At 73.0% G+C, this 15,805-nt stretch carries 13 protein-coding genes and 1 tRNA gene; 10 read left to right on the top strand and 4 right to left on the bottom strand.

Going from position 1 to position 15,805, the window contains the following annotated elements:
- Positions 1-60: 60 nt before the first annotated feature.
- From galE to ABZW10_RS26570, 3 genes are all read left to right on the top strand, one after another.
- Entirely contained in the window at positions 61-1,023 is a 963-nt protein-coding gene (galE, locus tag ABZW10_RS26580; protein ID WP_355370237.1) for a UDP-glucose 4-epimerase GalE, read from the top strand.
- 352 nt (positions 1,024-1,375) lie between these two features.
- On the top strand, positions 1,376-2,383 hold the full coding sequence (locus ABZW10_RS26575) for a LuxR C-terminal-related transcriptional regulator (protein WP_355370235.1): 1,008 nt from the start codon (positions 1,376-1,378) through the stop codon (positions 2,381-2,383).
- Positions 2,384-2,471: 88 nt separating this feature from the next.
- Positions 2,472-4,100 carry a nucleoside-diphosphate sugar epimerase/dehydratase gene (locus tag ABZW10_RS26570; protein WP_355370232.1) on the top strand — a complete coding sequence of 543 codons (1,629 nt, stop codon included), beginning with the start codon at positions 2,472-2,474 and terminating at the stop codon, positions 4,098-4,100.
- 40 nt (positions 4,101-4,140) lie between these two features.
- Here the strand turns inward: ABZW10_RS26570 and ABZW10_RS26565 are convergent, their stop codons facing one another.
- Positions 4,141-4,635 (bottom strand): MarR family transcriptional regulator, encoded by a 495-nt coding sequence (locus ABZW10_RS26565; protein ID WP_355370229.1) that lies wholly within the window; start codon positions 4,633-4,635, stop codon positions 4,141-4,143.
- A 110-nt stretch (positions 4,636-4,745) separates the two neighbouring features.
- On the opposite strand from ABZW10_RS26565, the gene ABZW10_RS26560 reads away from it, so the two are divergent.
- Positions 4,746-5,540, top strand: coding sequence for a trans-aconitate 2-methyltransferase (locus ABZW10_RS26560; RefSeq protein ID WP_355370227.1), 795 nt, complete (start codon positions 4,746-4,748; stop codon positions 5,538-5,540).
- A 23-nt stretch (positions 5,541-5,563) separates the two neighbouring features.
- On the opposite strand, the gene ABZW10_RS26555 is transcribed toward ABZW10_RS26560, so the two are convergent.
- The gene (locus ABZW10_RS26555; RefSeq protein WP_350551889.1) at positions 5,564-6,166 is read right to left on the bottom strand and encodes a TetR/AcrR family transcriptional regulator; all 603 of its coding nucleotides are present in this window, start codon (positions 6,164-6,166) and stop codon (positions 5,564-5,566) included.
- A 173-nt stretch (positions 6,167-6,339) separates the two neighbouring features.
- Positions 6,340-7,395 (bottom strand): acyl-CoA desaturase, encoded by a 1,056-nt coding sequence (locus ABZW10_RS26550; RefSeq protein WP_355370224.1) that lies wholly within the window; start codon positions 7,393-7,395, stop codon positions 6,340-6,342.
- Between the two features lie 244 nt (positions 7,396-7,639).
- Between ABZW10_RS26550 and ABZW10_RS26545 the strand changes: the two genes are divergently transcribed.
- The 6 genes from ABZW10_RS26545 (at position 7,640) to ABZW10_RS26520 (ending at position 12,643) form a co-directional block, all read left to right on the top strand.
- A tRNA-Gln gene (locus ABZW10_RS26545) sits at positions 7,640-7,713 on the top strand.
- A 172-nt stretch (positions 7,714-7,885) separates the two neighbouring features.
- Complete coding sequence (gene glmU / locus ABZW10_RS26540; RefSeq protein ID WP_355370221.1) at positions 7,886-9,355, top strand: bifunctional UDP-N-acetylglucosamine diphosphorylase/glucosamine-1-phosphate N-acetyltransferase GlmU; 1,470 nt, start codon at positions 7,886-7,888, stop codon at positions 9,353-9,355.
- 201 nt (positions 9,356-9,556) lie between these two features.
- Positions 9,557-10,534, top strand: a complete 978-nt coding sequence (locus ABZW10_RS26535) for a ribose-phosphate diphosphokinase (protein WP_355370218.1) — start codon at positions 9,557-9,559, stop codon at positions 10,532-10,534.
- Between the two features lie 286 nt (positions 10,535-10,820).
- Positions 10,821-11,411, top strand: coding sequence for a 50S ribosomal protein L25/general stress protein Ctc (locus ABZW10_RS26530; RefSeq protein ID WP_355370216.1), 591 nt, complete (start codon positions 10,821-10,823; stop codon positions 11,409-11,411).
- A 117-nt stretch (positions 11,412-11,528) separates the two neighbouring features.
- On the top strand, positions 11,529-12,110 hold the full coding sequence (gene pth, locus ABZW10_RS26525; RefSeq protein ID WP_355370213.1) for an aminoacyl-tRNA hydrolase: 582 nt from the start codon (positions 11,529-11,531) through the stop codon (positions 12,108-12,110).
- A 260-nt stretch (positions 12,111-12,370) separates the two neighbouring features.
- Positions 12,371-12,643: a hypothetical protein gene (locus ABZW10_RS26520; protein ID WP_355370210.1), complete on the top strand. Its 273-nt coding sequence runs from the start codon at positions 12,371-12,373 to the stop codon at positions 12,641-12,643.
- A 170-nt stretch (positions 12,644-12,813) separates the two neighbouring features.
- On the opposite strand, the gene ppc is transcribed toward ABZW10_RS26520, so the two are convergent.
- Positions 12,814-15,612 carry a phosphoenolpyruvate carboxylase gene (gene ppc, locus ABZW10_RS26515; RefSeq protein WP_355370208.1) on the bottom strand — a complete coding sequence of 933 codons (2,799 nt, stop codon included), beginning with the start codon at positions 15,610-15,612 and terminating at the stop codon, positions 12,814-12,816.
- Positions 15,613-15,805: the final 193 nt, after the last annotated feature.

The following is a 15,805-nucleotide window of genomic DNA, read 5'->3' as shown; positions in this document are numbered from 1 at the left end:
TCGTACGTACGTCCCCGATGGTCCGCCGACGGCGGTCCATCGCCCGCTGGAGGTCGCATCATGAGTAAGTACCTGGTCACGGGTGGCGCCGGCTATGTCGGCAGTGTGGTCGCCGCCCACCTGCTGGAGGCGGGGCACCAGGTGACCGTCCTGGACGACCTCTCGACCGGCTTCCGCGAGGGCGTGCCGGCCGGTGCCGAGTTCGTCGAGGGCCGGATCCAGGAGGCCGGCAAGGTTCTGGACGCCTCCTTCGACGGCGTGCTGCACTTCGCCGCCTCCTCGCAGGTCGGCGAGTCCGTCGTGGACCCGGAGAAGTACTGGCGCAACAACGTGGCCGGCTCGCTGGAGCTGATCAGCGCGATGCGCGCCGCGGGTGTGCGCAAGCTGGTGTTCTCGTCGACCGCCGCCACCTACGGCGAGCCGGAGTCCGTGCCGATCGCCGAGACGGCCCGCACCGCGCCGACCAACACCTACGGCGCCACCAAGCTGGCCGTGGACCACCTGATCACCAGTGAGGCCGTGGCCCACGGCCTGGCCGCCGTCTCGCTGCGCTACTTCAACGTCGCGGGCGCGTACGGCCAGTACGGCGAGCGGCACGACCCCGAGTCGCACCTGATCCCGCTGGTGTTCCAGGCCGCCCTCGGCCGGCGTGAGCACATCGCGGTGTACGGCGACGACTACCCGACCCCGGACGGCACCTGCATCCGCGACTACATCCACGTCGCGGACCTGGCCGACGCGCACCTGCTGGCGCTGGACGCCGCCAAGCCGGGCGAGCACCTGATCTGCAACCTGGGCAACGGCAGCGGCTTCTCGGTCCGCGAGGTGATCGAGTCGGTCAAGCGGGTCACCGGCCGGGAGATCCCGGTCGTGGTCTCCGGCCGTCGCGCCGGCGACCCGGCCGTGCTGGTGGCCTCCGCCGAGCGCGCCCACCGGGAGCTGGGCTGGACCCCGCGCCGTCCGAACCTGGACGACATCGTCGCCGACGCCTGGAAGTTCACGCTGGAGAAGAACGGCCAGTAGGCCCGTCCGTTCCGGCACCCACGGAGCGCCGCCCCCCGTTCGGACGGGGGGTGGCGCTCCGGCGTTTCGCGGACGTGCCCGGGGAGAACGGCGGTGGAGGGGCGCCAGCGGTGGGGGAGAGTGGTCGCGGGGCACCAAGTCACGCCAATTTCGCACCTCCTGACGAAACTTCACCAAACCCCCACCGAGCCAGCGCCCACCCCGTACGCTGATTCCGGTACCGGTGGGGGTCGGTGCCTCGGTTCTCCCGGACATCCGGGAGGCGATCGGCGCAGGACGCGCCCGGACGGCGGCGGTGGGACCGGGCGCCGTCCCGGGCACGAGCCGGAGCTGAGCAGGGGGGGAAGTGACGATGGGGCGGATCCGCGTCCTGGTGGTCGACGACCACCGGATCTTCGCCGAGGCGCTGGCCGCGGCGCTCGCCGCCGAGCCCGACGTCGAGGTCGGTGCGGCGGGCAGCGCGGCCGCCGCGGAGCGCGCCCTGGAGCGCGCCGTCACGGAAGGGCGGGCGTTCGACGTCGTCCTGGTGGACGCCGACCTCGGGGTGGCCGAGGGAGGGGCCGCCGCGCGCAAGGCCCGCCAGCCGGGCGCCGACCCGCCCGACGCGCTGCGCCGCCGTCCGGCTCCGGCCGTGCCGTCCCCCCGCCGCCCCCCGGCGGTCCCGACCGCGGGCCCGCCGGGCCCGGCCGGCACCCCCGGCGGGGCGGTCCGCCACCCGGTCACCGCCCGCCCGGCCGGCCCGTACCCGGCGGAACCGCATCCGGGGACGGCGACCCCGTCCGCCGCCCAGCCGCCCCCGACGGCGGGGCCGTCCACCGCACAGGTCCCCGACGGCATCACCCTGCTGGCCCGCATCCGCCGCCGTCACCCCGGCCTGCGGGCGATCGTCCTGGCCACCGTCGACGACCCGCAGCGGGCCGCCCGGGCCCTGCACGCCGGCGCCACCGGCTGGGTGGCGAAGGAGAGTTCACTGGCCCGGCTGCTGGCGGTGATCCGGGGCGTGCTGCGGGACGAGACCCATCTGCCGCCCGCGCTGCTCACCGGGGTGATCCGCGAGCTCACCACGGCCCGCCGGGACCGCACCGAGAGCGAGCGGCTGGTCGACACGCTCACCCCGCGGGAGAAGCAGATCCTGCGCTGCATGGTCGCGGGCCTCGGCCGGCAGGCCGTCGCCGAGCGGCTCTACCTGTCCCCGCACACCGTCCGCACCCACATGCAGAACGTCCTCGGCAAGCTCGGGGTGCATTCCACCCTGGCCGCCGTCGCGGTGGCCCGCCGGGCGGGCGTCAGCCCGTCCGAACTCGCGGCTCCCGCCGCTCCGCCGTCCGTCGCCACGTCCACCTCTCCCGGCGCCGGCTGATCCGCCCGTCCGTCACACCCAGGTACCGGCCCCGGACCGCCTCCGGCGCCGGCTCAGGTCCGTCAGGTCAGGGAACTCCGGAGGACAGATGTCGCCGCACAGCACTTCCGCACGCCCGCACGCGGCCCCGCAGGGCGCGAACGAGGGCGCGAACGACGCCGTGAGCGCGCCGGGCGCCCGGCCGGACGCACCGTCCGGCCGGTCAGATCGGGCCTCCGGCGGCCGTGCCGCGCCGCCGACGGGGCTGCGCACCCTGGTGGTCGGGGCCGGTGCGGCCGGCACCGCGCTGGTGCGCGACCTCGGCCGGGCCCCGGAGTTCGGCCTCGCCCCGATCGGCCTGCTCGACGACGACCCGGCCAAGGCCGGGCAGTCGGTGGACGCCGTCCCCGTCCTCGGCACGCTTGCCGAGCTGACCGCGCTGGCCGTCGAGCACCGCGCCCAGGTCGTCGCGCTGGCCATCCCCGGGCTCGCCCCGCCGCGGGTCCGGGCGCTGGCGACCGCCGCCGCCGCGGCCGGGGCGGCCGTCCGCTACCTGCCGTCCTTCCTCGCCGCGCTGCGCCGCGAGGTGGTCGGCTCCGACATGCGCAGCCTGGACGTCAACCGGCTGATCGGCCGGCACGAGGTGCACGTGGTCTCCGCCGACGTCCGGGACGTGATCGAGGGCCGACGGGTGCTGGTGACCGGTGCCGGCGGCTCGATCGGCAGCGAACTCTGCCGCCAGGTGCACGCGTTCAACCCCAGCGCGCTCTACATGCTCGACCACGACGAGTCCAATCTGCACCGGCTGCAGCTGGAGATCTGGGGCGAGGCGCTGCTGACCGACGAGTCGCTGGTGATCGCCGACATCCGGGACCGGCCGCGGATCCAGCAGATCTTCCGCGACCTCAAGCCCGAGGTGGTCTTCCACGCCGCCGCCCACAAGCACCTGCCGCTGCTGGAGCGCCATCCCAGCGAGGCGGTGAAGTCCAATGTGCTGGGCACCGACCACCTGGTGGAGGCGGCGCTGGCCACCGGTGTCGAGCGGTTCGTGCTGATCTCCACCGACAAGGCGGCCGACCCGACCTCGGTGCTGGGCGCGAGCAAGCGGCTGGCCGAGCTGATCGTCCAGGCGAACGCCCGGGACGCCCGCGAGCTGGGCACCGGGGTGTTCTCCGCGGTGCGGTTCGGCAATGTGCTGGGTTCGCGCGGTTCGCTGCTCTCGGTGCTGGCCGAGCAACTGCGCAGCGGCGGTCCGGTGACGATCACCCACCCCGATGTCACGCGCTTCTTCATGACCATCGAGGAGGCCGTCGGCCTGGTGCTGGAGTCCGGCCGGATGGCGCGCGGCGGCGAGGTGTTCGTGCTGGACATGGGAGAGCCGGTGCGGATCGTCGACCTGGTGCACAACTTCGCCGAGCAGGTGCAGCTGGCCAGGGACGAGGTGGAGATCCGCTACACCGGGCTGCGGGCCGGGGAGAAGCTCAACGAGGCGCTGTTCTCGGAGGGCGAGGAGCGGCTGGCGACCGAGCACACGCGGATCTACGCCACCGTCGCGGACGCCGCGGCCGGGCCGGAGGACCTGGCCGGCGGGCTGACCGGGCTGTACGGGGCGGCGGCGGTGAACAGCGACGACGAGGTGCGCCGGCGGCTGGCCGAGCTGCTGCCGGGTTACCGGACGCCGGAGCCGGTGCCCGCCCCGGTGCCCGCGCTGAGCACGCCGTACCCGGACGGGTTCTGAGGCCGCCGCCGGTTTGCTGCCCGTCCGCGGGCCCCGTCGCCTACGGGATGTTGTCGAAGGGGGCGACCAGCTGCCGCAGCAGGCCGGCGAGCTCGCCCTGCTGGGCGGAGGTCAGCTGGGCGAGCAGTTCGCGCTCGTGCGCGAGCAGCCCGGCGAGCGCCTGGTCGGCGCGGTCGCGCCCGTCGTCGGTGAGCCGGACCAGGACGCCGCGCCGGTCGTCCGGGTCGGGCAGCCGTTTGACCAGGCCCTTGCCGGTGAGCCGGTCGATCCGGTTGGTCATGGTGCCGGAGGTGACCAGGGTCTGGGTGAGCAGCTGGCCGGGGGAGAGCTGGTACGGGGGGCCGGCCCGCCGCAGCGCGGTCAGCACGTCGAACTCCCAGGGCTCCAGTCCGTGCTCCGCGAAGGCGGTCCGGCGGGCGCGGTCGAGGTGGCGGGCGAGCCGGCTGACCCGGCTGAGCACTTCGAGCGGTTCCACGTCGAGGTCGGGGCGCTCCCTGCGCCACGCTGCGACCAGCCGATCGACCTCGTCCTCCATGACGATCAGTGTATCGGGGGTTGTGTCGATGTGAAGTCTCTTGACATCGAGAAATCCAGTACCGAAGCTGGCATGGATATCTTGATGTCGAGATACTTGTGAGGCCGATCATGACCGACCCCGTCTGGGACCCCGAGCAGTACCTGCGCTTCGCCGACGAACGGACCCGCCCGCTGCGCGACCTGCTCGCCCGGGTCCCGGCCCTCCCGCACGAACCCGCCCCGACCGTGCTCGACATCGGCTGCGGACCCGGCAACTCCACCGCCGTCCTGCGCGAGCGCTGGCCCGCCGCCCGGATCACCGGGATCGACAACTCCGCCGAGATGCTCGCCGCCGCCCGCGCCGAGGGCGAGCCCGGCTCCGACTACCTGCTCGCCGACGCCGCCGACTACGACCCGGCCCCGGCCGCGCCCGACGCGATCGTCTCCAACGCGACCCTGCAGTGGATTCCCGGGCACATCGAACTGCTGCCGCGCTGGGCGGGGGCGCTCGCACCGGGCGGCGTGATCGCCTTCCAGGTACCCGGCAACTTCGACTCGCCCAGTCACACGGCGCTCGCCGAACTGCGCCGCAGCCCCCGCTGGCGGGCCGTCCTCGGTGCGGACGCCACCCGGTCCGGCGTCCACGGGCCCGGCGCCTACCTGGACGCGCTGGCCGGCGCGGGCTGCTCCGCCGACGTCTGGGAGACCACCTACAGCACCCTGCTCACCGGGCCGGACCCGGTGCTGGAGTGGGTCAAGGGCACCGCCCTGCGGCCCGTCCTCACCCGGCTCGGCGAAGGGGCTGAGCGCGAGGCCTTCCTCGCCGAGTACGGCGCGCTGCTGCGCGAGGCCTACCCGGCCGGGCCGCACGGCACCGTCTTCCCGTTCCGCCGGATCTTCGCCGTCGGCGTGAAGGAGCTCTGACCGGCGCGGCCGGTCCGGCGGGCTCAGGCCTTGCGCTCGCCGACCAGCTTGGGGTGCCGCTCCATCCCCTCCAGGCCGTGCCAGGCCAGGTTCACCAGGTGGGCGGCGACCTCGGCCTTCTCCGGCTTGCGCACCTCCAGCCACCACTGGCCGGTCAGCGCGACCATCCCGACCAGCATCTGCGAGTACATCGGGGCGAGCCGCGCGTCGAAGCCGCGCGCCTTGAACTCCAGGCCCAGGATGTCCTCCACCTGGGTCGCGATGTCGCTGATCAGCGAGGCGAAGGTGCCCGTCGACTGGGCCACCGGGGAGTCCCGGACCAGGATCCGGAAGCCGTCCGTCGAGGTGTCGATGTAGTCCATCAGCGCGAACGCCGCCTGCTCCAGCAGCTCGCGCGAGTGGCCCCCGGTCAGCGCCCCGGTCACCATGTCCAGCAGCAACTGCATCTCGCGGTCGACCACCACCGCGTACAGCCCCTCCTTGCCGCCGAAGTGCTCGTACACCACCGGCTTGGACACTCCGGCGCGCTCGGCGATCTCCTCCACCGAGGTGCCGTCGTAGCCGCGCTCGGCGAACACCGTGCGGCCGATCTCCAGCAGCTGTTCCCGGCGCTGCTTGCCGGTCATCCGCACCCGGCCACCCCGCCGGCGCGGCGCCGGCGCAGCGCCGTCCGCCCCGGCGGCGGCACGCGGACGGGCCTGCGCCGGACCGGGCGCGGCGTCCGTCCGCATGCTCTGGTGGCCGCCTGTGCTGTCTGCGCTGCTCCCGTTCACCCCTACATCATGCTGCAGGTGCGCCCTCATGCGGCGCGGCGGGCGGCGATCCGCTGCGCGTCCGGCCAGCGGACGTCCCGGACCCAGCCCGCCAGCTCGAACCAGCGGATCAGCCGGGCCGAGGAGTCGATCTGGCCGCGCAGGACGCCGTGCCGGGCCGAGGTGGGGTCGGCGTGGTGCAGGTTGTGCCAGGACTCGCCGCAGGAGAGCACCGCCAGCCACCAGACGTTGCCGGAGCGGTCGCGGGAGCGGAACGGCCGGCGGCCGACCGCGTGGCAGATCGAGTTGATCGACCAGGTGACGTGGTGCAGCAGTGCGACCCGGACCAGCGAGCCCCAGAAGAACGCGGACAGCGCGCCCTGCCAGGAGAGCGTGACCAGCCCGCCGACCAGCGGCGGCAGCAGCATCGACAGGGCGGTCCAGAGCCAGAACAGCCGGGAGATCCGCCTTATGGCCGGGTCGCGGACCAGGTCGGGGGCGTACTTGAGCTGCGGGGTCTGCTCCTCGTCGAAGAGCCAGCCCATGTGGGCCCACCACAGGCCCTTGAGCAGCGCGGGCACGGTCTCGCCGTAGCGCCAGGGCGAGTGCGGGTCGCCGTCCTTGTCGCTGAACCGGTGGTGCTTGCGGTGGTCGGCCACCCAGCGCACCAGCGGGCCCTCGATCGCCAGCGAGCCGGCCACCGCGAGGGCGATCCGCAGCGGGCGGTTGGCCTTGAAGGCGCCGTGGGTGAAGTAGCGGTGGTAGCCGACGGTGATGCCGTGGCAGGTGAGGAAGTACATGACGGTGGCGATCGCGACGTCGGTCCAGCCGAGTCCCCACCCCCAGGCCACCGGGACGGCGGCGACCAGGGCGGCGAAGGGCACCGCGATGAACAGGGCGAGCGCGATCCGCTCGGCGGCGCCCTGTCGCTCCCCGCCGCGGGTGGCGGAGAGCAGCCGCGGCTCGTCACCGGTGTCCGGGGCGGCGACGGCCGTGGGGGCGGCGGTGGCGGGGGCGGACGGGTCGGGGGCGTCGGGTCCGGGGACGGAGGAGTCGAGGGGGCGCGCGGAATCGGTGTGCGCCTCGCCGGCCTGGATGGTCATGGGCGTCCCTTGAGGGGGGAGAGGACGGAGCCTACGTTGGCGTAACTTACGGAATCGTAGGTTGCGCTCCGCCACCGAGGGAATACGCCGCCGGGCGGCGCTTGAGTGAATTCACCCGACTGGATGGATGACATCCGGAACGCGGCGGGGGCCCCGGTGGGCCGGGTCGAGGAGGTAGATGTGACGGCCCGTACCCCGTAGTCTTGGCGGAGCGCGTCCCCGGAAGCGGGGGCGGATGCGCCGGTCCCGGATCGTCTAAGGGCAGGACAGCTGGTTTTGGTCCAGCTTATGGGGGTTCGAATCCTCCTCCGGGAGCCATCTGCGGGCCGGTCGGCCCGGGCCGGTCGGCGGCTGTCGCGCGACGGCTCCCGGGGCCGCGGGAGCGGAATTGCTCCGCGCACTATCCTCGAAGCGGCTGCGGCGCCGACGTGCGGGTCCCGCCACCGGCCGCTCTGCCCTCCCCGTGTAACCGAATGAGGAGCCTCCCCCCGTGAGTGCCAATTCGCCTGCCGCCGTTGTCGTGCTCGCCGCCGGTGGCGGGACCAGGATGAAGTCGAACAGCCTCCCGAAGGTGCTGCACGAGGTGTGCGGGCGGTCGCTGGTCGGCCACGCGGTGGCGGCGGCCGAGGAATTGACGCCGGGCCAGCTGGTCGTGGTGATCGGCCACATGCGGGAGAAGGTCGCCGAACACCTGGCGGCGCATCACCCGGGTGCCCGCGCCGTGGTGCAGGAGGAGCAGAACGGCACCGGGCACGCGGTGCGCACCGCGCTGGAGGCGCTGGCGGCCGACGGGGTCGCGCTGGACGGCACCGTGATCGTCACCACCGGCGACGCGCCGCTGCTGACCGGCGGCACGCTGAGCGCGCTGGCCGGGGCGCACGCCGAGCAGGGCAACGGCGTCACCGTGCTGACCGCGGTGGTGCCGGAGCCGTTCGGCTACGGGCGGATCCTGCGCGACGAGGCGGACGGCGCGGTCGCGGCGATCGTCGAGGAGAAGGACGCCTCGGACGCCCAGCGGACGATCGACGAGATCAACTCCGGCGTGTTCGCCTTCGACGCCAAGCTGCTGGTGGACGCGCTCGCCGAGGTCACCACGGACAACTCGCAGGGCGAGGAGTACCTGACCGACACCCTGGAGATCCTGCGCCGGGCCGGCCACCGGGTGGGCGCCGTGGTCGCCGGCGACTACCGGGACATCCTCGGCATCAACGACCGGGTGCAGCTGGCGCACGCCCGCCGGCTGCTGAACGACCGGCTGCTGGAGCGGGCGATGCGGGCCGGGGTGACCGTGGTGGACCCGGCGACCACCTGGTTCGACGTCCAGGTCTCCTACGAGCCCGACGCGGTGGTCCTGCCCAACACCCAGTTGCAGGGCGCCACCCACCTCGGTGAGGGCTGCGAGGTCGGCCCGAACTCGACGATCAAGGACACCCGGATCGGCGCCGGGGCGCGTGTGAGCAACACCACGGCGGACCGCGCCGAGGTCGGCGAGCTCGCCACCGCCGGCCCGTACGCCTACCTGCGGCCGGGCGCCAGGCTGGCCCGCGGGGCCAAGGTCGGCACCTACGTCGAGGTGAAGAACTCGGAGCTGGGCGAGGGCGCCAAGGTGCCGCACCTCTCCTACATCGGCGACGCCACGATCGGCGAGGGCACCAACGTCGGCGCCGCCTCGGTCACCGTGAACTACGACGGCGTCAACAAGCACCGCACGGTGATCGGTGCGCACTGCCGTACCGGATCCGACAACATGTTCATCGCGCCGGTGACGGTGGGCGACGGCGCCTACACCGCGGCCGGCTCGGTGATCACCAACGATGTGCCGGCCGGTGCGCTCGGCGTCGGCCGGGCCCAGCAGCGGAACATCGCCGGCTGGGTGGGGCGCAAGCGTCCCGGGAGCTCGTCGGCGCAGGCCGCGGCGGCCGCGACGGAGCGCGACGAGCGGCCCGCGACGGAGGCCTGAGCGGGCGGGCGAGAGCCCGTGGACGGTCCCGGGGCGGACGGTTCGCGCGCGGGCGCGTAACCTTGGGGTCATACGTGCGCCATTGGGCCTACCGCCCGTATCCAGGCGTACCGACAATTCCCCCGACCCCTCACGCCGGCTGGCGACGCCTGCCCGCGGTGCGGACGGGATCGGTGTCAGCAACGCGAGGAGACGGTGGCAGTGAGCGGGATCACGACGTCGGGCGAGAAGAAGCTGAAGCTCTTCTCCGGCCGTGCCCACCCGGAGCTGGCGAAGGAGGTGGCCGAGTCACTGGGGACCGAACTGGTTCCGACCAAGGCCCTGGACTTCGCCAACGGTGAGATCTACGTCCGCTTCCTGGAGTCGGCCCGCGGTGCCGACTGCTTCGTGATGCAGAGCCACACGGCTCCCATCAACCAGTGGATCATGGAGCAGCTGATCATGATCGATGCTCTGAAGCGGGCCTCCGCCCGGAGCATCACCGCGATCCTCCCGTTCTACGGGTACGCCCGTCAGGACAAGAAGCACCTGGGCCGCGAGCCCATCTCCGCCCGGCTGGTCGCCGACCTGCTGCGCCAGGCCGGTGCCGACCGGCTGATGGCCGTGGACCTGCACACCGCGCAGATCCAGGGCTTCTTCGACGGCCCGGTCGACCACCTGTTCGCGCTGCCGCTGCTGGCGGACTACGTGGGCGAGCGGGTCGACCGCGACAAGCTCACCGTGGTCTCCCCGGACGCCGGCCGCGTCAAGGTGGCCGACCAGTGGTGCGACCGGCTGGACGCGCCGCTGGCGATCATCCACAAGCGCCGCGACATGACCCAGGCCAACACCATCCTGTCGGCCGAGGTCGTCGGTGACGTCAGGGACCGGGTCTGCGTCCTGGTCGACGACATGATCGACACCGCCGGCACGATCTGCGCCGCCGCCGACGCGCTGTTCGAGGCCGGTGCCGCGGACGTCCTGGTGGCCGCCACCCACGGTGTGCTCTCCGGCCCGGCCGCGGACCGGCTGAAGAACTCCCGGGTCAGCGAGTTCGTGTTCACCAACACCCTGCCGACCCCGGCCTCGCTCCAGCTGGACAAGATCACCACGCTGTCGATCGCCCCGTCCATCGCCGCCGCGATCCGCGAGGTGTTCGAGGAGGGCTCGGTCACCAGCCTCTTCGAGGGCGTGCACTGACCAAGCCCCGTGCGTGCGGCCCCGGTTCCGGAAGGACCGGGGCCGCCGCCGATTTCGCGAGAGGGCACCGCTCCGGTTAGACTCGTGAAACTGCTCGGCGAGGGATGCCGTGTGCCCGCTCCGCGGGTGCCCGCTCCGTGATCGACGCGCTGCCGGCTCCGGAAGCCCCGGGTTCCCGGCAGAGGTCGTGCGCCGCCGAGTGACCCCCGAATGTGATGAGGGTGTGGTCCCGGCGGTTTTTCGCGTTGCCTGCACCCCCGCGCCAGCTTTCACGAGGAGTGCAGTCGTGTCCGAGATCCGCCTTGCCGCCGAGACCCGTACCGAGTTCGGCAAGGGTGCCGCCCGTCGCGCCCGCCGTGCCGGCTTCGTCCCCGGTGTCGTCTACGGCCACGGCCACGCGCCGGTTCACCTGAACCTGCCCGGCCACGACCTGATGATGGCCCTGAAGACCCCGAACACCCTGCTGGTCGTCCCGATCGAGGGCAAGGACGAGTACGTGCTGCCCAAGGCCGTCCAGCGCGAGGCCATCAAGCGCACCATCGAGCACGTCGACCTGCTGCTGGTCAAGCGCGGCGAGAAGGTCACCGTCGAGATCCCGGTCCACACCGAGGGCGAGCTGGCCCCGGGCGGCAACCTGCTGGAGCACGTCCTGCAGGCCCTGCCGATCGAGGCCGAGGCCACCCACCTGCCCGAGGCCGTCACCGTCTCGGTCGAGGGTCTGGAGGCCGGTGCCTCGATCCACGCCAAGGACATCACCCTGCCGAACGGCGTCTCGCTGGCCGTCGAGGCCGACGTCGTCGTGCTGCAGGTCATCGCCGCCCAGGCCGCCCCGGCCGAGGACGAGGCCGCCGAGGCCGAGGCCGGCGCCGAGGCCTGAGCCTCACGCACAGTCTGAGACCGCTGCCCCGGTCGCTCCCGCTGGAGCGGCCGGGGCAGCGGCGTGTCCGGGATGATCGGGATGACGGCGGTGAACATGATCACGAGGAGCGGTGGGATGAACGACGAATCGTACGAAGGCCCCTGGCTGGTGGTGGGGCTGGGCAACCCCGGGGAGCAGTACGCCCGGAACCGGCACAACATCGGGTTCATGGTGGTGGACCTGCTGGCCCAGCGGATGGGCGCCAAGTTCAAGGCCCACAAGAGCCGGGCCCAGATCGCCGAGGGGCGGCTGGCGGGCCGGCGGGTGGTGCTGGCCAAGCCGATGTCGTTCATGAACCTCTCCGGCGGGCCGGTCACCGCGCTGCGCGACTTCTACAAGGCGCCGGTCTCCGCGCTGGTGGCCGTCCACGACGAGCTGGACATCGACTACGCGGCCCTGCGGCTGAAGCTGGGCGGCGGCGACAACGGGCACAACGGGCTGAAGTCCATCACCAAGTCGCTCGGCCCGGAGTACCACCGGGTGCGGTGCGGGATCGGCCGTCCGCCGGGCCGGATGGAGGTCGCGGACTTCGTGCTGAAGGACTTCTCCGCCACCGAGCGCAAGGACCTGGAGTGGTTCGTGGACCGCTCGGCGGACGCGGTGGAGGCGCTGCTCTCCGAGGGCCTGGAGCGGGCCCAGTCGACGTACAACTCCTGACCCGCCGTCACGTCCCGGCTCCGGCCATGGGCCCGTCCCGGCCGCCACCCCGGTCCTGGGTGAAGGGCGGTGGTCCGGCTGCGCAACGGTCGTACAACTCTTGACAGGCCAAACCTGAATACCTGTGAGAAATCTGTGCGGATCGGATAGCGTCAAGGCCAGTACGCGAACGGGTTGGGGAGTTCTCGATGCGGAGTTTGCGGCCGGTCCGGCGGCTTCGGCGGATCCGGGTGGTTCGGCTGGGAAGGCTCGGACGGCGGGTGGGCACGGCGGGTGCACTGGGCACCGCGGGTGTGCTCGGCGCTGCTGGGATGCTGCTGGGCGCGGCCGGCACCGCGCACGCCGACTCGGTGGCGGAGCCCGATCCGGGTGTGGTGTCCCCGGAGCCCGTCTCGGCGCAGCTCGGCCCGGTGCTCGGCAACGCGGTCGGCGGTGACGCCGGACTGCTGGCCGTCGGCGGCGGGCTGGTCGTGGCGGCCGGCGGCGCGGCCTTGTGGGTCAAGCGCCACCGCACGGGCGAAGCGGCGGAGTGAGCACGCGGTCGTGACGGAGGGGCCGGGAACCGAGTCGATCGGATCCCGGCCCCTCCGGTTGCTCCGCCGGGCGTGTCACCCGTTTCCGTCCGCCCGGGGCGGCCCGGAACGGGGGAGGGCCCCGAGACGCGTGCACACGCGTCGCGGGGCCCTGTGGCGTCCGGGGGAGGTCAGCCGGTGTTGCGCAGGCCGGCGGCGACGCCGTTGACGGTCAGCAGCAGCGCCCGGGCCCGCAGCGGGTCCTCGTGGCGGCCGGTGGCGGTCTCCTCGCGCTGCCGGCGCAGCAGTGCGACCTGCAGGTAGGAGATCGGGTCGAGGTAGGCGTCGCGGACCGCGAAGGTCTGCTTGAGCACCGGGTTGTGCTCCAGCAGCTCGTTCTCGCCGGTGAGGCGGAGCACCTCGCGCAGGGTGAGATCGTGCTCGGCCTGGATCTGCTCGAAGACGTGGTGCAGCTCGGCGGGCACCAACTGCTCGACGTAGTGGCGGGCGATCCGCAGGTCGGTCTTGGCCAGCGTCATGGCGACGTTGGACAGGAAGTTGCGGAAGAAGTGCCACTGGCCGTACATCTCGTCGAGCACGTCGCCCAGGCCCGCCTCGCGGGCGGCGGCCAGGCCGGCGCCGACGCCGTACCAGCCGGGCACGATCTGGCGGGACTGGGTCCAGCCGAACACCCACGGGATGGCCCGCAGGCCGTCCAGGCCGGCGCCGGAGTCGGGGCGGCGGGACGGGCGGGAGCCCAGGTGCAGCGAGGCGAGCTGGTCGACCGGGGTGGCGGCGAAGAAGTACTTCGGCAGGTCGTCCTGCTCGACCAGGGCCCGGTAGGAGGTGTGCGCGGCCTCGGAGACCCGGTCCATGGCGGCGTCCCAGCGGGCCAGCTCCTCGGGGGCCTGGCGCGGGGCGGTGTGCAGCGCGGAGGCGGCCAGCGTGGCGGAGAGGGTCAGTTCGAGGTTCTCCCGGGCCAGCGAGGGCAGCAGGTACTTGTCGGAGATGACCTCGCCCTGCTCGGTGACCTTGATCTCGCCCTCCAGGGTGCCCCACGGCTGGGCCAGGATGGCCTCGTGCGAGGGGCCGCCGCCGCGGCCGACGGTGCCGCCGCGGCCGTGGAAGAGCCGCAGCCGGATGCCGTAGCGGTGGGCGACGTCGCGCAGTCGGCGCTGGGCGCGGTGGATCTCCCACTGGGAGGTGGTGATGCCGCCGAACTTGGAGGAGTCGGAGTAGCCGAGCATGACCTCCTGGACGTCGCCGCGCAGTGAGACGAGCAGCCGGTAGGAGGGGTCGGAGAGCATCTCGTCGAGGATCCGGTCGGCCTGCTGGAGCTCGTCGGTGGTCTCCAGCAGCGGCACGATGCCGATCTTGGCGATCCCGGCGTGCAGGTCGATCAGGCCGGCCTCGCGGGCCAGCACGGTGGCGGCGAAGACGTCGTCGGCGCCCTGGCACATCGAGATGATGTACGACTCGACGATCTCGTCGCCGAAGCGTTCGAAGCCCTCGCGGATGGTGGTGAAGACGCCGAGGGTCTTGGAGCCGGCGGAGTCCAGCGGGGCCGGGGTGGGGGCGAGCGGGCGGCGCGAGCGCAGCTCCTTGGCGAGCAGCCGCTGGCGGTACTCGCGGGGCATGTCGGCGTAGCGCCAGGCCTCCTCGCCGAGCCGGTCGAAGAGCTGACCGAGCGCGTGGTGGTGGGCCTCGGCGTGCTCGCGCACGTCCATGGTGGCGAGCTGCAGGCCGAACGCCTCGATGGTGCGGATGGCGCGGGCGAGCCGGCCGTCGGCGATCAGCTCGCCGCGGTGGGCGCGCAGCGAGTCCTGGATCATCCGCAGGTCGGTGATCAGTTCGCGGGTGCCGAGGTAGTCGCGGCCCTCGACGTGCGGGGTGCCTCCGGCCAGGCGCTCGCGGGTGTTCTCCAGCTTGAGCCGGATGCAGGTGGCCTTGAGGCGGTACGGCTCCTCGGCGTTCATCCGCTTGTAGCGCGGGCTCAGTTCGGGGAGCAGGTGGAGGTCGCTGTTGAGCGAGGCGAGCAGTTCGACGGAGGCGCCGGCCAGCCGCTCCGAGGTGGAGAGGGTGCTGCGCAGGTCGTCGATGGCGGCGAGGGCGTCCTTGATGCCGTACTCGTGCTGGAGGTTGAGGACGTCCCAGGTGACCTGCGGGGTGACGTTGGGGTTGCCGTCCCGGTCGCCGCCGATCCAGGTGCCGAAGGTGAGCGGGCGCACGCCGTCGGGCAGCTCCAGGCCGACCCGGGCGAGTTCCTCGTGCAGCTCCTCCAGGACCTGCGGGACGGCGTCGCGGTAGAGCTCGTCGAGGTAGTAGACGGCGTTGCGGGCCTCGTCGGTGGGCTCCGGGCGGGCGATGCGCAGCTCGTCGGTCTGCCAGAGCAGGTCGATGACCTCGGCGAGGCGGCGGTCGGCCTGGCGGCGGGCGGAGCTGGTGCGGGCCGGGTCGGCCTGGGAGAGGCCGGCGGCGATCTCCTCGCGGTGGATGCGGTCGAGCAGTTCGCCGATCCGGCGCAGCTTGTTGAGGACGCTGCGGCGGGCCGCCTCGGTCGGGTGCGCGGTGAAGACCGGGCGGACGGCGAGGTGGGTCAGGGTGTCCTTGAGGTGCTTGGCGTCGGCCTCGGCCAGCTGGTCGGCGGTCTGCGCGAGCAGCGAGCCCTCGCGGGCGCGGCGGGTGGCGAACTCGCGGCCGCGGTGCACCTGCTCGGTGACGTTGGCGAGGTGGAAGTAGGTGGAGAAGGCGCGCACCAGCTTGGCGGCGGTCTCCAGGTCGATGTCGGAGAGCAGTTCGGCGGTGGCCTCGCCGTTGGTGCGGCTGAGCAGCCGGACCTGTTCGACCAGGCCGAGCAGCTGGGGACCTTCCTGGCGGACCAGCGTCTCGCCGAGCAGGTCGCCGAGGCGACGGATGTCCGCGCGCAATGCGGCGTTGTCGGCGACCACGGGGGTCGGGTTGTCCGCCTGGCTGGGGACCGGAGCGGTCACGGCTGGCTCCCTCGGGGTGGTGGGGTGTTCGGCAACGGCTCATCGTCACAGGGCTGCCCCGTGTGTGGCGGGTGTGACGCGTGCGGACCGCGCTGTCCGACGCGACCAGCATAGGTGTCGGCCGGGGCGCTGTCCGCGAAGTGGCCGGATGGCGGACAGCCATGCCCCCGGACCGTATGTGGTCTGGACCACT

It is taken from the genome of Kitasatospora sp. NPDC004723 (assembly GCF_040609255.1).
Classification (GTDB): domain Bacteria; phylum Actinomycetota; class Actinomycetes; order Streptomycetales; family Streptomycetaceae; genus Kitasatospora.
The sequence above is the reverse complement of the archived record's forward strand: the minus strand, read 5'-3'. Positions and strand labels throughout refer to the sequence as shown.

What these genes read in the sequence shown, in the direction of transcription:
- ABZW10_RS26565 (WP_355370229.1), bottom strand. Translation starts at nt 4,635, where the DNA reads ATGGAGGACGAGGTCGATCGGCTGGTCGCAGCGTGGCGCAGGGAGCGC.
- ABZW10_RS26555 (WP_350551889.1), bottom strand. Translation starts at nt 6,166, where the DNA reads ATGACCGGCAAGCAGCGCCGGGAACAGCTGCTGGAGATCGGCCGCACG.
- ABZW10_RS26560 (WP_355370227.1), top strand. Translation starts at nt 4,746, where the DNA reads ATGACCGACCCCGTCTGGGACCCCGAGCAGTACCTGCGCTTCGCCGAC.
- ABZW10_RS26575 (WP_355370235.1), top strand. Translation starts at nt 1,376, where the DNA reads ATGGGGCGGATCCGCGTCCTGGTGGTCGACGACCACCGGATCTTCGCC.
- pth (WP_355370213.1), top strand. Translation starts at nt 11,529, where the DNA reads ATGAACGACGAATCGTACGAAGGCCCCTGGCTGGTGGTGGGGCTGGGC.
- ABZW10_RS26570 (WP_355370232.1), top strand. Translation starts at nt 2,472, where the DNA reads ATGTCGCCGCACAGCACTTCCGCACGCCCGCACGCGGCCCCGCAGGGC.
- galE (WP_355370237.1), top strand. Translation starts at nt 61, where the DNA reads ATGAGTAAGTACCTGGTCACGGGTGGCGCCGGCTATGTCGGCAGTGTG.
- ABZW10_RS26550 (WP_355370224.1), bottom strand. Translation starts at nt 7,395, where the DNA reads ATGACCATCCAGGCCGGCGAGGCGCACACCGATTCCGCGCGCCCCCTC.